This window comes from Rhodococcus coprophilus NBRC 100603 (assembly GCF_001895045.1).
Classification (GTDB): domain Bacteria; phylum Actinomycetota; class Actinomycetes; order Mycobacteriales; family Mycobacteriaceae; genus Rhodococcus; species Rhodococcus coprophilus.
This window is the reverse complement of the sequence record NZ_BDAM01000003.1, coordinates 418,314-433,046: the sequence shown is the minus strand read 5'-3', so window position 1 is coordinate 433,046 and position 14,733 is coordinate 418,314. Positions and strand designations below refer to the sequence as shown.

General features: G+C 66.5%; 13 protein-coding genes and 1 riboswitch. Of the genes, 8 read left to right on the top strand and 5 right to left on the bottom strand.

Annotated elements, in window-relative coordinates:
• Positions 1-504 precede the first annotated feature (504 nt).
• Positions 505-1,359 carry a bifunctional methylenetetrahydrofolate dehydrogenase/methenyltetrahydrofolate cyclohydrolase gene (locus tag RDCOP1_RS07895; RefSeq protein WP_072699527.1) on the top strand — a complete coding sequence of 285 codons (855 nt, stop codon included), beginning with the start codon at positions 505-507 and terminating at the stop codon, positions 1,357-1,359.
• Positions 1,360-1,378: 19 nt separating this feature from the next.
• Positions 1,379-1,663, top strand: a complete 285-nt coding sequence (locus RDCOP1_RS07890) for a DUF3017 domain-containing protein (protein ID WP_072699526.1) — start codon at positions 1,379-1,381, stop codon at positions 1,661-1,663.
• Positions 1,664-1,757: 94 nt separating this feature from the next.
• On the opposite strand, the gene RDCOP1_RS07885 is transcribed toward RDCOP1_RS07890, so the two are convergent.
• A complete protein-coding gene (locus RDCOP1_RS07885) occupies positions 1,758-3,083 on the bottom strand; it encodes an MFS transporter (RefSeq protein WP_072699525.1) in 1,326 nt (441 codons plus the stop codon).
• Positions 3,084-3,248: 165 nt separating this feature from the next.
• Between RDCOP1_RS07885 and RDCOP1_RS07880 the strand changes: the two genes are divergently transcribed.
• A complete protein-coding gene (locus RDCOP1_RS07880; protein ID WP_072699524.1) occupies positions 3,249-4,418 on the top strand; it encodes an LLM class flavin-dependent oxidoreductase in 1,170 nt (389 codons plus the stop codon).
• Positions 4,419-4,461: 43 nt separating this feature from the next.
• Here RDCOP1_RS07880 and RDCOP1_RS07875 read toward each other — a convergent pair whose 3' ends face one another.
• Positions 4,462-5,157, bottom strand: coding sequence for a helix-turn-helix transcriptional regulator (locus tag RDCOP1_RS07875; RefSeq protein ID WP_072699523.1), 696 nt, complete (start codon positions 5,155-5,157; stop codon positions 4,462-4,464).
• A 91-nt stretch (positions 5,158-5,248) separates the two neighbouring features.
• Between RDCOP1_RS07875 and RDCOP1_RS07870 the strand changes: the two genes are divergently transcribed.
• The gene (locus tag RDCOP1_RS07870) at positions 5,249-5,992 is read left to right on the top strand and encodes an alpha/beta fold hydrolase (RefSeq protein WP_072699522.1); all 744 of its coding nucleotides are present in this window, start codon (positions 5,249-5,251) and stop codon (positions 5,990-5,992) included.
• Positions 5,993-6,069: 77 nt separating this feature from the next.
• On the opposite strand, the gene metX is transcribed toward RDCOP1_RS07870, so the two are convergent.
• Positions 6,070-7,197: a homoserine O-acetyltransferase MetX gene (gene metX, locus RDCOP1_RS07865; RefSeq protein ID WP_072699521.1), complete on the bottom strand. Its 1,128-nt coding sequence runs from the start codon at positions 7,195-7,197 to the stop codon at positions 6,070-6,072.
• A 172-nt stretch (positions 7,198-7,369) separates the two neighbouring features.
• A riboswitch (SAM riboswitch) is annotated at positions 7,370-7,481 on the bottom strand.
• A gap of 267 nt (positions 7,482-7,748) precedes the next feature.
• On the opposite strand from metX, the gene RDCOP1_RS07860 reads away from it, so the two are divergent.
• The 4 genes from RDCOP1_RS07860 to RDCOP1_RS07845 all read left to right on the top strand — a co-directional run bounded on the left by RDCOP1_RS07860 (position 7,749) and on the right by RDCOP1_RS07845 (position 12,094).
• Positions 7,749-8,966, top strand: a complete 1,218-nt coding sequence (locus RDCOP1_RS07860) for an NADP-dependent isocitrate dehydrogenase (protein ID WP_072699520.1) — start codon at positions 7,749-7,751, stop codon at positions 8,964-8,966.
• Between the two features lie 162 nt (positions 8,967-9,128).
• Entirely contained in the window at positions 9,129-9,929 is an 801-nt protein-coding gene (locus RDCOP1_RS07855; RefSeq protein WP_174555779.1) for an exodeoxyribonuclease III, read from the top strand.
• Positions 9,930-10,001: 72 nt separating this feature from the next.
• Complete coding sequence (trpS, locus tag RDCOP1_RS07850) at positions 10,002-11,042, top strand: tryptophan--tRNA ligase (protein WP_072699519.1); 1,041 nt, start codon at positions 10,002-10,004, stop codon at positions 11,040-11,042.
• Between the two features lie 17 nt (positions 11,043-11,059).
• On the top strand, positions 11,060-12,094 hold the full coding sequence (locus RDCOP1_RS07845) for a YhjD/YihY/BrkB family envelope integrity protein (protein ID WP_072699518.1): 1,035 nt from the start codon (positions 11,060-11,062) through the stop codon (positions 12,092-12,094).
• 106 nt (positions 12,095-12,200) lie between these two features.
• On the opposite strand, the gene RDCOP1_RS07840 is transcribed toward RDCOP1_RS07845, so the two are convergent.
• Together RDCOP1_RS07840 and sdhA are read right to left on the bottom strand one after the other, a co-directional pair.
• Positions 12,201-12,980 (bottom strand): succinate dehydrogenase iron-sulfur subunit, encoded by a 780-nt coding sequence (locus RDCOP1_RS07840; RefSeq protein ID WP_072699517.1) that lies wholly within the window; start codon positions 12,978-12,980, stop codon positions 12,201-12,203.
• Entirely contained in the window at positions 12,980-14,731 is a 1,752-nt protein-coding gene (gene sdhA / locus RDCOP1_RS07835) for a succinate dehydrogenase flavoprotein subunit (RefSeq protein ID WP_072699516.1), read from the bottom strand. The genes RDCOP1_RS07840 and sdhA overlap by 1 nt, the downstream gene beginning before the upstream one ends.
• Positions 14,732-14,733: the final 2 nt, after the last annotated feature.

Below are 14,733 nucleotides of genomic sequence, written 5' to 3'. Positions count from 1 at the left end.
ATGCTTGCTACCAAGTGTTTTGGGTTCGGATTCTCTCGAAAGATCTCGGATTCGGTGTCGGCGCGAACGGGGTGCGTGCGTCCTCGCGGGCGGCCTTTCGCATCGAATGTTGTTGTGCGAAAGCAATTTGATAGGCGAACAAGGCGAACGCGATGCGTTCGGTGGATGGCCTGTGAAAACTCCGCAGGTGCTTCCCGCTGGGTGATCCGTTGGGATCCGCACTCGTCACCGACTGTGCCGTCCCGGCGAGGCCGCTGGGTCGTCGCCGGGTTCCGCCGGGGCTGCGCTGCCGCATGACCGCGAGCGCCGGTCGCCGACGCCGAGCCGGCGGACGACGACGGACGGTCGTGGGCGGGTGCGGGCACGGCGGGGAGCGGCAGGGGAGACCGCGCTCACCGGGCCACCCGCCCGCGTCATCACGAGAACCGGCGATCCGTCGGAGGCGGTGACCCGTGCACGCGGGCTGACGATCCGCGATGTGCGGTCGCCTGGAACAATGGACACGTGACTGCGACGATCCTGGACGGCAAAGCGACCCGCGACGAGATTTTCGAGGACCTGAAGGCCCGCGTGGCCGCGCTGAAGGAACAGGGCATCACGCCCGGCCTCGGCACCATCCTCGTCGGTGACGATCCGGGATCGGCAGCGTACGTGCGCGGCAAGCACAGCGACTGCGCCAAGGTCGGCATCACCTCGATCCGCAAGGATCTGCCCGCCGACATCACCCAGGAACAGCTCGAACAGGCCATCGACGAGCTCAACGCCGATCCGGCCTGTACCGGATACATCGTCCAGTTGCCGTTGCCCGCGCACCTCGACGAGAACGCTGCCCTCGAACGGATCGACGCGGACAAGGACGCCGACGGTCTGCATCCAATCAACCTCGGTCGCCTGGTTCTCGGCAAGGAAGCGGCACTCCCGTGCACGCCGCGCGGCATCCTTCACCTTCTGCGCCGCTACGACGTGCCGATCGCCGGTTCGCACGTGACGGTCGTCGGCCGCGGCGTCACCGTCGGCCGCCCGATCGGCCTGCTCTTCACGCGCCGCAGCGAGAACGCGACCGTCACCTTGTGTCATACCGGGACCAAGGACCTCGCCGCCGAGGTGCGCCGCGCCGACATCGTGATCGCCGCGGCGGGCGTACCGGGCCTCGTCACCGCCGACATGGTCAAGCCCGGTGCGGCGGTTCTGGATGTGGGGGTCTCCCGCACCGCCGACGGACTTCGCGGCGACGTCGCCGAGGACGTGCGCGAGGTTGCGGGTTTCGTCTCCCCGAACCCCGGCGGTGTCGGACCCCTCACCCGCGCTTTCCTGCTCACCAACGTGGTGGAGCGGGCAGAGCAACTCGCGGCGCGCTGAGCGGGCCGGGCACACCGTCATGGGCCGCGCCTTACGATTCGCACGTCTGAACCTGCCGCTCATCGCTGTCGCTCTGGTGATCGCACTAGCGGTGGCTCTCGTTCTCGCAGACCGGTGGCGACGCGGCGCGTTCGTTTTCGGTGGCGCCACGATTCTCGCGGGTTTGCTGCGGTGGGTTCTCGACGAGAGCCGGGTCGGTGTGCTTGCGGTGCGCAGCAAGGGTTTCGACGTCGGTGCGCTGCTCGTCGTCGGCGGCGTGATCGTGGCGCTGGCCGCGTCCATCGACCCGCTCGGCACCGGATAGAGCGAACCGGAGAGACGGCCCGGACAGAAGTTTCGGGAAAGACGACCGCCGGCGTCTGCGAATTCGCAGACGCCGGCGGTCGTCGGAGTTCGGGTCAGAGGCGGAGATCCTGCTTACGGATCAGTGCGGTCGCCACCACGCTGACGGCGGCCGTGCCGACCAGATAGGCGCAGGCGATCCAGGGAGATCCCCCGCCGGCAGCGATCAGGGCCGTGAGAATCATCGGCGTGATGCCGGACGCGTAGATGCCGGAGAACTGGTAGACCACCGACAGTCCCGTGTACCGAATCTCCGCCGGATACAGGCTCGCGTACAGCGTGCCCTGTGCCCCGTAGAACAGCGCGTGCACGATGCCGAAGACCACGACCATGGCGACCGCGAACCACATCAGGTCGTTCGTCCCGAAGAGCCCGAATGCGGGGAAGACTGCGAGGCCGTAGGCCGAGATACCGATGATGTAGATGCGTTTCGCACCGTACCGGTCCACCAGCACGCCCGACAACGGCAGCAGTCCAGCCATCACGAGGGCGGCGACGGTGACCACCAGCAGCACCGGCACCTTCTCGAAGTCCAGGTCCTTCGTGGCGTAGGCGATGGCGAACACTCCCCACGTGTTGAACGCCGCGCCTTCACCCCAGCGCGACAGCAAACCCAGAACCGTGCTGCGACGCACTCCCGGACGGAAGACGTCCACAAGCGGTGCCGCCGACTTCTTGGCGAGTTCCTGCACCTCGCGGAAGGCAGGAGTCTCGTCGACCTTCAGCCGGACGACGAAACCGACACCCACGAGAACGAGGCTGAGCAGGAAGGCGATACGCCAGCCGTACGACAAGAACTGCTCCTCGTCGAATATCACTTGGAGAGCGGCGAAGACTCCGGTGCCCAACGCGAGTCCGAGGGCGAGGCCCACCTGCGGGATGCTCCCGAACAGGCCGCGCTTCTTCTCGGGGCTGTGCTCGACGGCGAGAAGGACCGCGCCCGCCCATTCGCCGCCCAGGGCGAAGCCCTGCAGAATCCGCAGCAGCAGCAACAGAATCGGTGCCACGATGCCGACCTGCTCGTGGGTGGGCAGGACGCCCATCAGGGCCGTGGCGATGCCCATGATGAACATGGTGAGCGCGAGCGTCTTCTTGCGGCCGATGCGGTCGCCGATGTGTCCGAAGACAACACCACCGATCGGGCGGACCACGAAGCCGACGGCGAACGTCGCGAATGCGAGCATCGTCCCGACGAACGAACTCTGGTCGGGGAAGAACAGCTGGTTGAACACCAGGCTGGCGGCCGTGGCATAGAGAAAGAAGTCGTACCACTCCACGGTGGTGCCGAGCAGACTCGCCGCGACGACAGTGCGTAGTCGCTTACGGCGCTCCGGGTCCGATTCGGTCTCGGGAGCGGAACTGGGCTGGGACAGCGTGGTCATGGGCTCGATCCGTCGGTGAGGGGTGTGCAACTCGGCGACGCTAACCATCGCTGCGGCTGCCACACACGTATTCCGCTCACGCTGATTTCAACTGTCGCCTCGTGCCGCCGTGCCTTGGTCTACTGACCCCCGGTTCCATGTCTGTCGTCGACCCGAGGATGTCGCGTGTCTTTGCATCTGCACTGGTTTCTCCCCACCTACGGGGACTCCCGGAATCTGATGGCGGGAGGTCACGGCAGTTCGATGTCGGGAGACCGGGCTGCCACGTTGCGCTACCTCAACCAGATCGGGGCGGCCGCCGAGTCCAGCGGATTCGAGTCGGTGCTCACTCCGACCGGAGCCTGGTGCGAAGACGCGTGGCTGACGACGGCCATGATGATCGACACCACCGAAACCCTGAAGTTCCTCGTGGCACTGCGTCCCGGGCTCATCGCCCCGACCCTCGCCGCGCAGATGGCGGCGACCTTCCAGTGGCAGTCGCAGGGCCGCTTGCTCCTCAACGTGGTGACCGGCGGCGAAGATCACGAGCAGCGCACCTTCGGTGACTTCCTCGACAAGAACCAGCGCTATGCCCGGTGCGGCGAGTATCTGGACGTCCTCCGTCGGCTGTGGGCGGGCAACGGACCGGTCGATTTCGACGGCGACTACATCAAGGTCGAGAACGCCCGACTCCAGCGCATCCCCGAACCGGCGCCGCCGTTGTTCTTCGGCGGGTCTTCGCCCGCTGCGGGAACCGTGGCTTCCCGGTACTGCGACACCTACCTCACGTGGGGTGAGCCGCCGAACGCCGTCGCGGACAAGATCGCCTGGATCCGCGGTCTGGCCGACATTCAGGGCCGCACCCTCGACTACGGCATCCGCCTGCACGTCATCAGCCGGGACACCTCCGAACAAGCCTGGGCGGAGGCCGACCGGCTGCTCTCGGGCCTCGATCCCGCGACCGTCGAGAAGGCCCAGCAGAGCCTGGCGCGGTCGGGGTCGGAAGGGCAGCGGAGGATGGTGGAACTGCACGGCGGTGGCAGCAGCTACGCCGCAGGTGGTGATTCGCGCAGCCTCGAGGTGTCGCCGAACCTGTGGGCGGGCGTCGGCTTGGTCCGCGGCGGCGCGGGCACCGCGCTCGTCGGCTCGCACGAGGAGGTCGCCGATCGCATCGCCGAGTATGCGTCGATCGGGCTCGACCATTTCGTGCTCTCGGGCTATCCCCACCTCGAAGAGGCGTACCGCTTCGGTGAGGGAGTGCGGCCGATCCTCGAGCGCCGCGGTCTCCTCGGGCCAGTGGTGGATCGGCCAGGTGATCTGTCGGGCGCGGCAGCGTTCCTGCCGTCCGGCCGCTAGGGACTCCACTGGCTGTACCGACCGGAGACGCCGATCGAGTACGTCAGTCGCCTTGGTCGTTCACCGGTCTGGCTGTCGTCGGGGGGATTCCGATTTCGCCGATGTCATGGCCGCTGCAAGCAATCTTGGTGGCGCTGGCGTGCTCGATACGGGACACGAGGAACCACCGCATGGCATTGCGTAGCCTGCACCAGCCGATCAGGTACCACTGGCCGTTCCTGGAGGCGAACATCACCGGCTCGACATCGCGGGTGGTCGTGTTGCCGTCACGCGAGGTGTAGCCGATACGCACCACCCGTTGCTCGGACATCGCTTCCTCCAGCGCCGATTTGATCGTGCGCGGAGTACGAGGAGCGTCGACCCAGACGCGACCGGCCAGCTCGTCGGCCTTGGTCCGGGTCTGTGGATCGAGTACGTCCATGATCTTCCGAACGCCCGCCAAGGCGAGATCGGCGTACGGAGCATCGGGTGCGGCAGAGACCGCGGCAAGTAGTGCCACCGCCTGCGTTGGGGTCAGCGTGACCGGTGGCAGGGTTCCTCGGGCGACCAGCCCGTAGCCACCGCCCGGACCCGGGCGCGACCAGATCGGCGCGCCGCTGTTCTCGAGCGCGGTGAGGTCTCTCTTGACCGTCCGCACGGACACGCCGAACTCTCGTGCCAGTCGCTCGGCAGTGCATCCACGCGGTCCGCTGCGTCGCAGCATCTCGGACAGCGCGTGGAGCCGCTCCGCCCTCTTCATGTCCCACCCCGGTTCGTTTCCAGCCCCGGACGAAAAATCATGTCAGAAATGGTGACATACCGTTGTCCTGGAGGCGCGAGAGCATCGTGGTGTGACGAACAACGCGAGCAGCCCGACCATCATCCTGATCGCCGGCCATTGGCTGGGGGCATGGGCATGGGACGAAGTGCTGGAACACCTGACCGCCGACGGCCGGCGAGCCATCCCGATGACGCTTCCCGGCCTCGACGAACGGGACCCCGATCGGGCCTCCCGGACGCTCGACGACCAGGTGACGGCGATCGAACAGACCATGACCCAGGTGGAGGCCTCGGAGGCCGAGCCGGTCGTCCTTGTAGCGCACAGCGGAGCCAACGCGCCGGTAAGCCTCGTACTCGATCGGCATCCTGAACGTGTCCGCCGAGTGGTGTGGGTCGACAGTGGGCCCGTCGCGTCCGGCAGTGTCTTCGCGCCGGATGCGCCCGAGGATCTGGACGAGTTTCCGCTGCCGCCCTTCGACGCGCTGGGGGAGCAGGCCAGCCTCGAGGGACTGAGCGCCGAAGCTCTCGAGCACTTCCGGGCCAGGGCCGTCCCGGAACCGGGTCCCGTCCTCCGCGGGCGAGTCGAGCTCACGAACGATGCGCGTCGGGCGGTCCCGACCACGCTGGTGTGCTGCTCGATCCCGAGCACCCAGATCATGGAGCTGGCCGACGCGGGGCATCCCATGTTCGCCGAAGTGTCGAACCTGGAGCGGGTCGACCTCGTCGACCTGCCGACAGGGCATTGGCCGATGTGGAGCCGCCCCGGCGACCTCGCCCGCGTCGTCACCGCGGCAGCGACTTCCTCGGCCGACTGAACCGCAGACAGACGTGAAGAGGGCCGCCGAAACGGCCGGCCCTCTTCCCTCGTCCGATCGATTTCCCCGCAGTACGGCTACCGCTGCGCGAGCACCATCAGTTCGTCGAGCAGCTTCGCGACGGCTTCAGCCTCGGTGAGGAACCCGTCGTGGCCGTTGCGGGAGGTCAGGACGCGCAGCCGGTCGGCTCCGGGCAGCCCGTCGGCGATCTCCTGTTGCAACCGCAGCGGATAGAGGCGGTCCGAGTCGACACCGGCGACGATGGTCTTCACCGGCGTGGAACCGAGTGCGGCTTCGACGCCGCCGCGGCCGCGGCCCACGTCGTGACGGTTCATCACTTCGGACAGCACGACGTAGGTGCCCGGATCGAACCGTGCCACGAGCTTGTCTGCCTGGTGCTCGAGGTAACCCTCCACCGAGTACCGCCCACCACGCCACGGGTCCTCGCCGTCCTGGGGGTGGTTCGCGAACCGGGCATCGAGTTCGAATTCGGTGCGGTACGTCAGATGGGCGATCCGGCGGGCGATGCCGAGACCGGTCGCGGGGATGCGTCCGGTGCCGTAGTAGTCACCGCCCTGCCAGTCGGGATCGGCGGTGATCGCTGCGATCTGCGTGCTCTGCATCCCGATCTGGTCGGCGGTCGCGCGTGCGCCGGTCGCGAGAACCAGCGAGGAACGTACCCGGTCGGGGTGGGTGACGATCCACTCGAGCGTGCGCATGCCGCCCATCGAGCCGCCGGTCACTGCGGCGAGTGTGTCGATGCCGAGTGCGTCGAGCAGTGCTGCCTCGGCAGCGACCTGGTCGCGCACGGTGATCTGCGGGAAGCGCGAGCCCCAGGCCTTACCGTCGGGCGCGAGGCTTCCCGGGCCGGTGGTGCCACGGCAGCCGCCGAGCACGTTGGTGGAGATCACGCACCAGCGATCGGTGTCGAGCGGGGCTCCGGGACCGACCATTCCCGACCACCAGCCCGGCGACGGATGGTCCGGACCGGCCTGGCCGGTCACGTGCGAATCACCTGTCAGGGCGTGCTCGATGAGGACGACGTTGTCGCGGGAAGGAGAGAGTGCACCCCACCGCTGAACCGCGATCGTGACGTCGGGCAGCGACTCGCCGCTCTCGAGCATCAGGGTGCCGATGCCGATCTTCCCGAGGCGACCGTCGGCGGGCGGCAGTTCGACGGACACAGGCTCCGTATCCGTGGTCATGGGTTGACCGCCTCGGCGCGGAGCGAGAGGGTGGTGAAGCAGACGCCCGGGAGCGACTCGGCGGCCCTGCTGCTCGCTGGGAGGGTGTTCTGGGTGTCGCTCATCGTGTCCTTAACCACGGGGGAGGGCTGGAGTGGAAGCTGTTCGTGACAGCTCGTCATCTCACCCTCCCGGAACCGGCTTGCCGTCGGTGTTCCGACGACCGTGTCCTCACCCGGAGCACCCCACCCTGGCTGGAGGGTTGCCGGCCAGCAAGCCGGGGCTTCACGCTGGCACTCATGACCTCGCGGAAAGTCTAGCGACTCTCGCGTGACGAGGGGCACGGGGTCTCGTAGTGGCTGTGACCAGCGGCAAGGTTACCGGTCGGTAGTTGTCGTATGGCGGTATTGCCGCTTTGCGGACGCGTCGAATAGCAGTACGCTTGTCATGTTTGGTCGCTGTCAGTACGTGGGACAGGGCCATGCTCGCTCGTACCGAGCCGAGGCGATTGCGCTCACAAAGTGCGGTCGATTGGGGACCAAGTAAACGTCCTAGGAGGACAAGAAGCGCACATGTCCAAGATCAAAGTTGAAGGTAAGGTCGTCGAACTCGACGGCGACGAGATGACCCGCATCATCTGGCAGTTCATCAAAGACAAGCTGATCCATCCGTACCTGGATGTGGATCTCGAATACTACGACCTCGGTGTGGAGCACCGCGATGCCACCGACGATCAGGTGACCATCGACGCGGCCAACGCGATCAAGAAGCACAACGTCGGCGTCAAGTGCGCGACGATCACGCCGGACGAGGCCCGGGTCGAGGAATTCGGCCTGAAGAAGATGTGGCGGTCGCCCAACGGCACCATCCGTAACATCCTCGGCGGCACCATCTTCCGCGCGCCGATCATCATCTCCAACGTGCCGCGTCTGGTGCCGGGCTGGACCAAGCCCGTCATCGTCGGTCGCCACGCGTTCGGTGATCAGTACCGCGCCACAGACTTCAAGGTCGATCGTCCGGGCACCGTGACGATCACCTTCACCCCGGAGGACGGCAGCGAGCCGATCCAGCACGAGGTGTGCCAGATCCCCGACGACGGCGGCGTCGTCATGGGTATGTACAACTACAAGAAGTCCATCCAGGACTTCGCGCGCGCATCGCTCTCGTACGGTCTGCAGCGCAACTACCCCGTGTACCTGTCGACGAAGAACACGATCCTCAAGGCCTACGACGGCATGTTCAAGGACGAGTTCCAGCGGATCTACGAGGAAGAGTTCAAGGCCGAGTTCGACGCCGCGGGCCTGACCTACGAGCACCGCCTCATCGACGACATGGTCGCCTCCTCGCTCAAGTGGGAGGGTGGCTACGTCTGGGCATGCAAGAACTACGACGGCGACGTGCAGTCCGACACCGTCGCGCAGGGCTACGGTTCGCTCGGCCTGATGACCTCGGTCCTGATGACGCCGGACGGCAAGACCGTCGAGGCAGAGGCTGCTCACGGAACCGTGACTCGCCACTACCGTCAGCACCAGCAGGGCAAGCCGACGTCGACGAACCCCATCGCGTCGATCTTCGCCTGGACCCGTGGTCTCGAGCACCGCGGCAAGCTCGACAACACCCCCGAGGTGATCGAGTTCGCACAGCAGCTCGAGGACGTCGTCATCAAGACCGTCGAATCCGGTCAGATGACCAAGGACCTCGCACTGCTCGTCGGCCCCGAGCAGGCCTGGCTCACCACCGAGGAGTTCCTCGGCGCGCTCGACGAGAACCTGCAGAAGGCTCGCGCCTGACCCGGTTCTCTTCACACCGGCACGAACACGGGACGCCCTTCGGGGCGTCCCGTTGTGTTTCCGGGACCGGTGCACGGGCGCGCCCGCATCCGGGGTGGTGCACGCCACGAACGGGTACGCCGCGCGCCGGAACAGTCCGATACGTCGGATACGGTGACCCGCGTGTCGCTCATCATCACCACCGTGAACGTCAACGGCGTGCGCGCCGCCGCCGGCAAGGGTCTGCTTGCCTGGCTGGCCGGGTCGGCGGCCGACATCGTCTGCCTCCAGGAAGTTCGCGCGACCGAGCAGCAGTTCCACGCCGCGATCGCACCCGCGCTGGAAGCCGGCTGGCATTGCGTCGGAGCCGAGTCGTCGGCGAAGGGACGAGCGGGCGTGGCGATCCTGTCGCGCACTCCCGCCGACGCGGTGCGCGTGGGATTCGACGCGGAGGAATTCGCTGCCGCGGGCCGGTACATCGAGGCGGACTTCGGCGGCGTGACGGTCGCAAGCCTGTACCTGCCCACCGGCGAGGCGCAGACGCCCAAGCAGGACGACAAGGAGCGCTTCATGAAGGGCTTCGGGGCGTACCTCGCGGAACGATCGGCGGCGGTGACCGCCCAGGGCAGGGACATGGTCGTCTGCGGCGACTGGAACATCGCCCACACTGAGCGGGACATCAAGAACTGGAAGGGCAACGTCAAGAAGTCGGGGTTCCTTCCGGGCGAACGAGCCTGGGTGGCGGACCTGCTCGCCGCCGGATGGCGGGATGTGGTCCGCGACGTCCACGGCGACGTGGCCGGCCCGTACTCGTGGTGGTCGTACCGCGGCAAAGCATTCGACACCGACGCCGGGTGGCGGATCGACTACCACCTCGTGACCCCGGCGCTCGCCGCGCGGGTGACCGATGCCCGTGTGGAGCGGGCGGCGAGCTATGACCAACGGTGGTCGGACCACGCGCCGGTGACGGTTACCTTCGACTGAGCGCCGGCGCGCCGGGCGCACAGGCGGACCTCGGTGGCATCACCCGAATCGATTCGTGAAATTATCGAACGCATGTCGAGCACTGCAGTTCCGAACACCACGAAGCCCAAGGCGCGCCCGCGTGTGCTGTCCGGCATCCAGCCCACCTCGGATTCCTTCCATCTCGGGAACTTCCTCGGTGCGCTGGCGCAGTGGGTTCCCGCGCAGGACGAGAACGACGCTTTCTACTTCATCCCCGACCTGCACGCGATCACGGTTCCGCACGAACCCAAACTCCTCCGCAAGCGTGTGCTCGTCTCCGCCGCGCAGTTGCTCGCCATCGGCATCGACCCGGAGAAGTCGGTGCTCTTCGTGCAGAGCCAGGTGCCCGAACATGCCGAACTGGCGTGGGTTCTGAGCTGTATCACCGGATTCGGTGAAGCATCGCGAATGACGCAGTTCAAGGACAAGGCCGCGAAGCAGGGCACCGACCACGCGGGAGTCGGGCTGTTCACGTACCCGATCCTCATGGCCGCCGACATCCTGCTCTACCGCGCCAGCCACGTTCCCGTGGGCGAGGATCAGCGCCAGCACCTCGAACTCACCCGCGATCTCGCTCAGCGGTTCAACTCCCGTTTCGGGAAGACCTTCGTCGTACCGGAGCCGATGATCGTCAAGGAAACCGCCAAGATCTACGACCTGCAGGACCCGACCGCGAAGATGAGCAAGTCCGCGGCGACCGACGCGGGCCTGATCAATCTCCTCGACGACCCGAAGGTGTCGGCGAAGAAGATCCGCTCGGCGGTGACCGACAACGAGCGCGAGATCCGGTTCGATCGCGAGACCAAGCCCGGCGTCTCGAATCTCCTCACGATCCAGTCGGCCCTGTCCGGACGGAGCATCGACGACCTCGTCGCGGGCTACGAGGGCAAGGGCTACGGCGATCTGAAGGCCGACACGGCAGAGGTGCTCACCGAGTTCGTCACACCGATCCGCGCGCGCGTCGACGAGTACCTGAGCGACGAGGCGGAACTGCTCCGGATACTCGAGCACGGCGCGGATCGGGCCCGTGAGGTTGCGTCCCGCACGCTGGCGCAGGTCTATGACAGGGTTGGATTCCTGCCCCGAAAGTAGACGAAGGAGTTCCCCTGATGGCCGGCGAGCCTGATGGCGACAAGAAGCCGAGTTTTCTCGAGCGTCAGCGCGCCGCACATCCTTCGTTCGACCGTCTGATGCGGGCTGTGGACCGCTATCAGAGCCAGAAGGGGGACTATTACGCCGCCGGGCTGACCTACTTCACGGTTCTCGCGATCGTGCCCATCATCATGGTCGGTTTCGCGCTCGTCGGTTTCGTGCTCGCCGGGCGGCCCGAGTTGCTCGACGAGGTGCGCGACGCGATCGCTCAGAACATTCCCGGGAAACTCGGCGGCACGGTCCAGAACCTGATCGACTCCGCGATCAACGCGCGTAGCACGGTGGGTCTCATCGGCTCGCTTGCCGCGGTGTACGCCGGGCTCGCGTGGATGTCGAACCTCCGGGACGCCCTGACAGCGATGTGGGACTACGCCCGGGACAAGCCGAACTTCGTGATCGTCAAGCTCAAGGACGGTGCGGCACTGCTCGGCCTCGCACTGGCCATGGCGGTCTCGCTCGGTCTGTCCGCCGTCAGCAGCGGACCGATCATGCGCCGGGTGGTCGAATTCTTCAATCTCGAGAACATCGTCGGTATCGGAGTGGCCCTCCGCATCGCAGCGCTGCTCTTCTCCATCGCCGCGACCACGGCTGTGTTCACCTGGGTGATCGCGCGGTTGCCGCGCGAACCCGTCGCGTTCCACAGCGCGATCGTCGCCGGAATGCTCGCCGGAATCGGATTCGAGATTCTCAAGCAGGCCGGCTCGCTCTACCTCGAAAGGGTGCTGGTCGGGCCTGCCGGTGTCGCGTTCGGTCCGATCCTCGGTCTGCTCGTGTTCGCCAATCTCACCGCGCGCCTGATTCTGTTCTGTACCGCGCTGGCGGCATCGTCGCGCGCGAATCTGGCTCTGGCACACCGTCCCGCGCCGGACACCGTCGTGATCACTCCGCGCCTCGAGATCCGCGACGGACTCGATGCGCGACGGGGGATCGCCTTGTTCGGAGCGGGCGTTCTCGGCGGTGTCCTCGCGGCGGTGCGCCTACGTCGCCGGTGACTGCGTGCGTCCGTGCGGAGCGGGTACGCCGAGACCCACCGCGCGAACGAAAGCGCGGGCCCGGCTCCCCGAGGGGAGCCGGGCCCGCGCTTTCGTCGGTCCGGTGTCAGCGAGCGAACATCAGTGCGCGCTTGACTTCCTGGATGGCCTTCGTCACCTGGATGCCGCGAGGGCATGCGTCGGTGCAGTTGAAGGTGGTGCGGCAGCGCCACACGCCTTCCTTGTCGTTGAGGATGTCCAGACGCTCGGCAGCACCTTCGTCACGCGAATCGAAGATGAAGCGGTGAGCGTTGACGATGGCAGCGGGACCGAAGTAGCTGCCGTCGCTCCAGTACACCGGGCACGACGTGGTGCAGCAGGCGCAGAGGATGCACTTGGTGGTGTCGTCGAACCGCGCGCGGTCGGCCTGCGACTGGATGCGCTCGCGAGTCGGCTCGTTGCCCGTCGTGATGAGGAACGGCTTCACGGCGCGGAACGCGTCGAAGAAGGGTTCCATGTCGACGATCAGGTCCTTCTCGACCGGCAGGCCACGGATGGGCTCGACGGTGATCGTGACCGGCTTGCCGTCCTTGGGGAGCATGTCCTTCATCAGGATCTTGCACGCCAGACGATTGACGCCGTTGATCCGCATCGCGTCGGAGCCGCAGACGCCGTGGGCGCAGCTACGACGGAAGGTGAGGGTGCCGTCGAGGTAGCCCTTCACGTACAGCAGCAGGTTGAGCATGCGGTCCGTGGGAAGTGCCGGCACCTGGAACGAATCCCAGTGCTGACCCTTGTCGTCCTCCGGGTTGAACCGTGCGATCTTGAGCGTGACCATCACGGCGCCCTCGGGAACAGGAGGCAGATCCGCGGCGGCGGTGTCGTTTGTTCGTTCGACTGTTGTCATCAGTACTTCCGCTCCATCGGCTCGTACCGGGTCTGGACCACCGGCTTGTAATCCAGGCGGATGTCGGAGATCAGGTCCTCACCTACTTTGTACGCCATCGTGTGCTGCATGTAATTGGCGTCGTCGCGGTCCGGGTAGTCCTCGCGCGCGTGGCCGCCGCGGGACTCCTTGCGGTTGAGCGCGCCGACCACGGTGACCTCGGCCATCTCGAGGAGGAAGCCGAGTTCCACGGCCTCGAGCAGGTCGCTGTTGTAGCGCTTGCCCTTGTCGTGGACGGTGATCTCCTTGTAACGCTTCTTCAGTTCATGGATGTCGTCGAGCGCCCGCGTGAGGGTTTCCTCGGTGCGGAAGACCGACGCGTTGTTGTCCATCGTCTGCTGCAGATCGCTGCGGATGTCGGTGACGCGTTCCTTGCCACCGGCGTGCAGGATCCGGTCGAGCCACTCGTCGACGTACTTCGTCGGCTCCTCGGGGAGGTCGGCGAACTCGTGACCGTTCGCGTACTCGGCAGCCGCGATGCCGGCGCGACGGCCGAACACGTTGATGTCGAGGAGCGAGTTGGTGCCGAGACGGTTGGCGCCGTGCACGGACACGCAGGCGCACTCGCCTGCGGCGTAGAGACCCTTGACGACCTCGGTGTTGTTCCGCAGAACTTCACCGTCGACGTTGGTGGGGATACCGCCCATCACGTAGTGGCAGGTCGGGTACACGGGGACGAGCTCGGTGACCGGGTCGACGCCGAGGTAGGTGCGCGCGAACTCGGTGATGTCGGGCAGCTTCTCCTCGAGGACGTCCTCGCCGAGGTGGGTCACGTCGATGTAGACGTAGTCCTTGTTCGGTCCGGCACCGCGACCCTCGAGCACCTCGAGCACCATGGACCGGGCGACGATGTCGCGAGGCGCGAGGTCCTTGATGGTGGGCGCGTACCGCTCCATGAAGCGCTCGCCGTCGGCGTTGCGGAGGATGCCGCCCTCGCCTCGGACGGCTTCCGAGATGAGGATGCCCAGACCCGCGAGACCTGTCGGATGGAACTGGTGGAATTCCATGTCCTCGAGCGGCAGGCCCTTGCGGAAGATGATGCCCATGCCGTCACCGGTGAGGGTGTGCGCGTTGGACGTCGTCTTGTACATACGGCCCGAGCCGCCGGTGGCGAACACGATCGACTTCGCGTGGAAGACGTGGATCTCGCCGGTGGACATTTCGTACGCGATCACACCGGTCGCGACGGGGCCGTCCGGCGTCTCGGTCAGCGCGATGTCGAGCGCGTAGAACTCGTTGAAGAACTCGACGTCGTGCTTGACGCAGTTCTGGTAGAGCGTCTGGAGGATCATGTGGCCGGTGCGGTCGGCGGCGTAGCAGGCGCGACGCACCGGTGCCTTGCCGTGATCGCGGGTGTGGCCACCGAACCGGCGCTGGTCGATCTTGCCTTCGGGCGTGCGGTTGAAGGGAAGACCCATCTTCTCCAGGTCGAGCACCGCGTCGATGGCTTCCTTCGCCATGATCTCGACGGCGTCCTGGTCGGCGAGGTAGTCGCCGCCCTTGACGGTGTCGAAGGTGTGCCATTCCCAGTTGTCTTCCTCGACGTTCGCGAGGGCCGCGCACATGCCGCCCTGCGCCGCGCCGGTGTGGCTGCGCGTCGGGTAGAGCTTGGTGAGCACCGCGGTGCGGGCGCGGGGGCCGGCTTCGATGGCCGCGCGCATGCCGGCGCCGCCGGCACCGACGATGACTACGTCGTAACGATGTTCCTGCATGG

What these genes read in the sequence shown, in the direction of transcription:
- RDCOP1_RS07875 (WP_072699523.1), bottom strand. Translation starts at nt 5,157, where the DNA reads ATGAAGAGGGCGGAGCGGCTCCACGCGCTGTCCGAGATGCTGCGACGC.
- RDCOP1_RS07860 (WP_072699520.1), top strand. Translation starts at nt 7,749, where the DNA reads ATGTCCAAGATCAAAGTTGAAGGTAAGGTCGTCGAACTCGACGGCGAC.
- RDCOP1_RS07845 (WP_072699518.1), top strand. Translation starts at nt 11,060, where the DNA reads ATGGCCGGCGAGCCTGATGGCGACAAGAAGCCGAGTTTTCTCGAGCGT.
- RDCOP1_RS07885 (WP_072699525.1), bottom strand. Translation starts at nt 3,083, where the DNA reads ATGACCACGCTGTCCCAGCCCAGTTCCGCTCCCGAGACCGAATCGGAC.
- RDCOP1_RS07890 (WP_072699526.1), top strand. Translation starts at nt 1,379, where the DNA reads ATGGGCCGCGCCTTACGATTCGCACGTCTGAACCTGCCGCTCATCGCT.
- trpS (WP_072699519.1), top strand. Translation starts at nt 10,002, where the DNA reads ATGTCGAGCACTGCAGTTCCGAACACCACGAAGCCCAAGGCGCGCCCG.
- sdhA (WP_072699516.1), bottom strand. Translation starts at nt 14,731, where the DNA reads ATGCAGGAACATCGTTACGACGTAGTCATCGTCGGTGCCGGCGGCGCC.
- metX (WP_072699521.1), bottom strand. Translation starts at nt 7,197, where the DNA reads ATGACCACGGATACGGAGCCTGTGTCCGTCGAACTGCCGCCCGCCGAC.
- RDCOP1_RS07840 (WP_072699517.1), bottom strand. Translation starts at nt 12,980, where the DNA reads ATGACAACAGTCGAACGAACAAACGACACCGCCGCCGCGGATCTGCCT.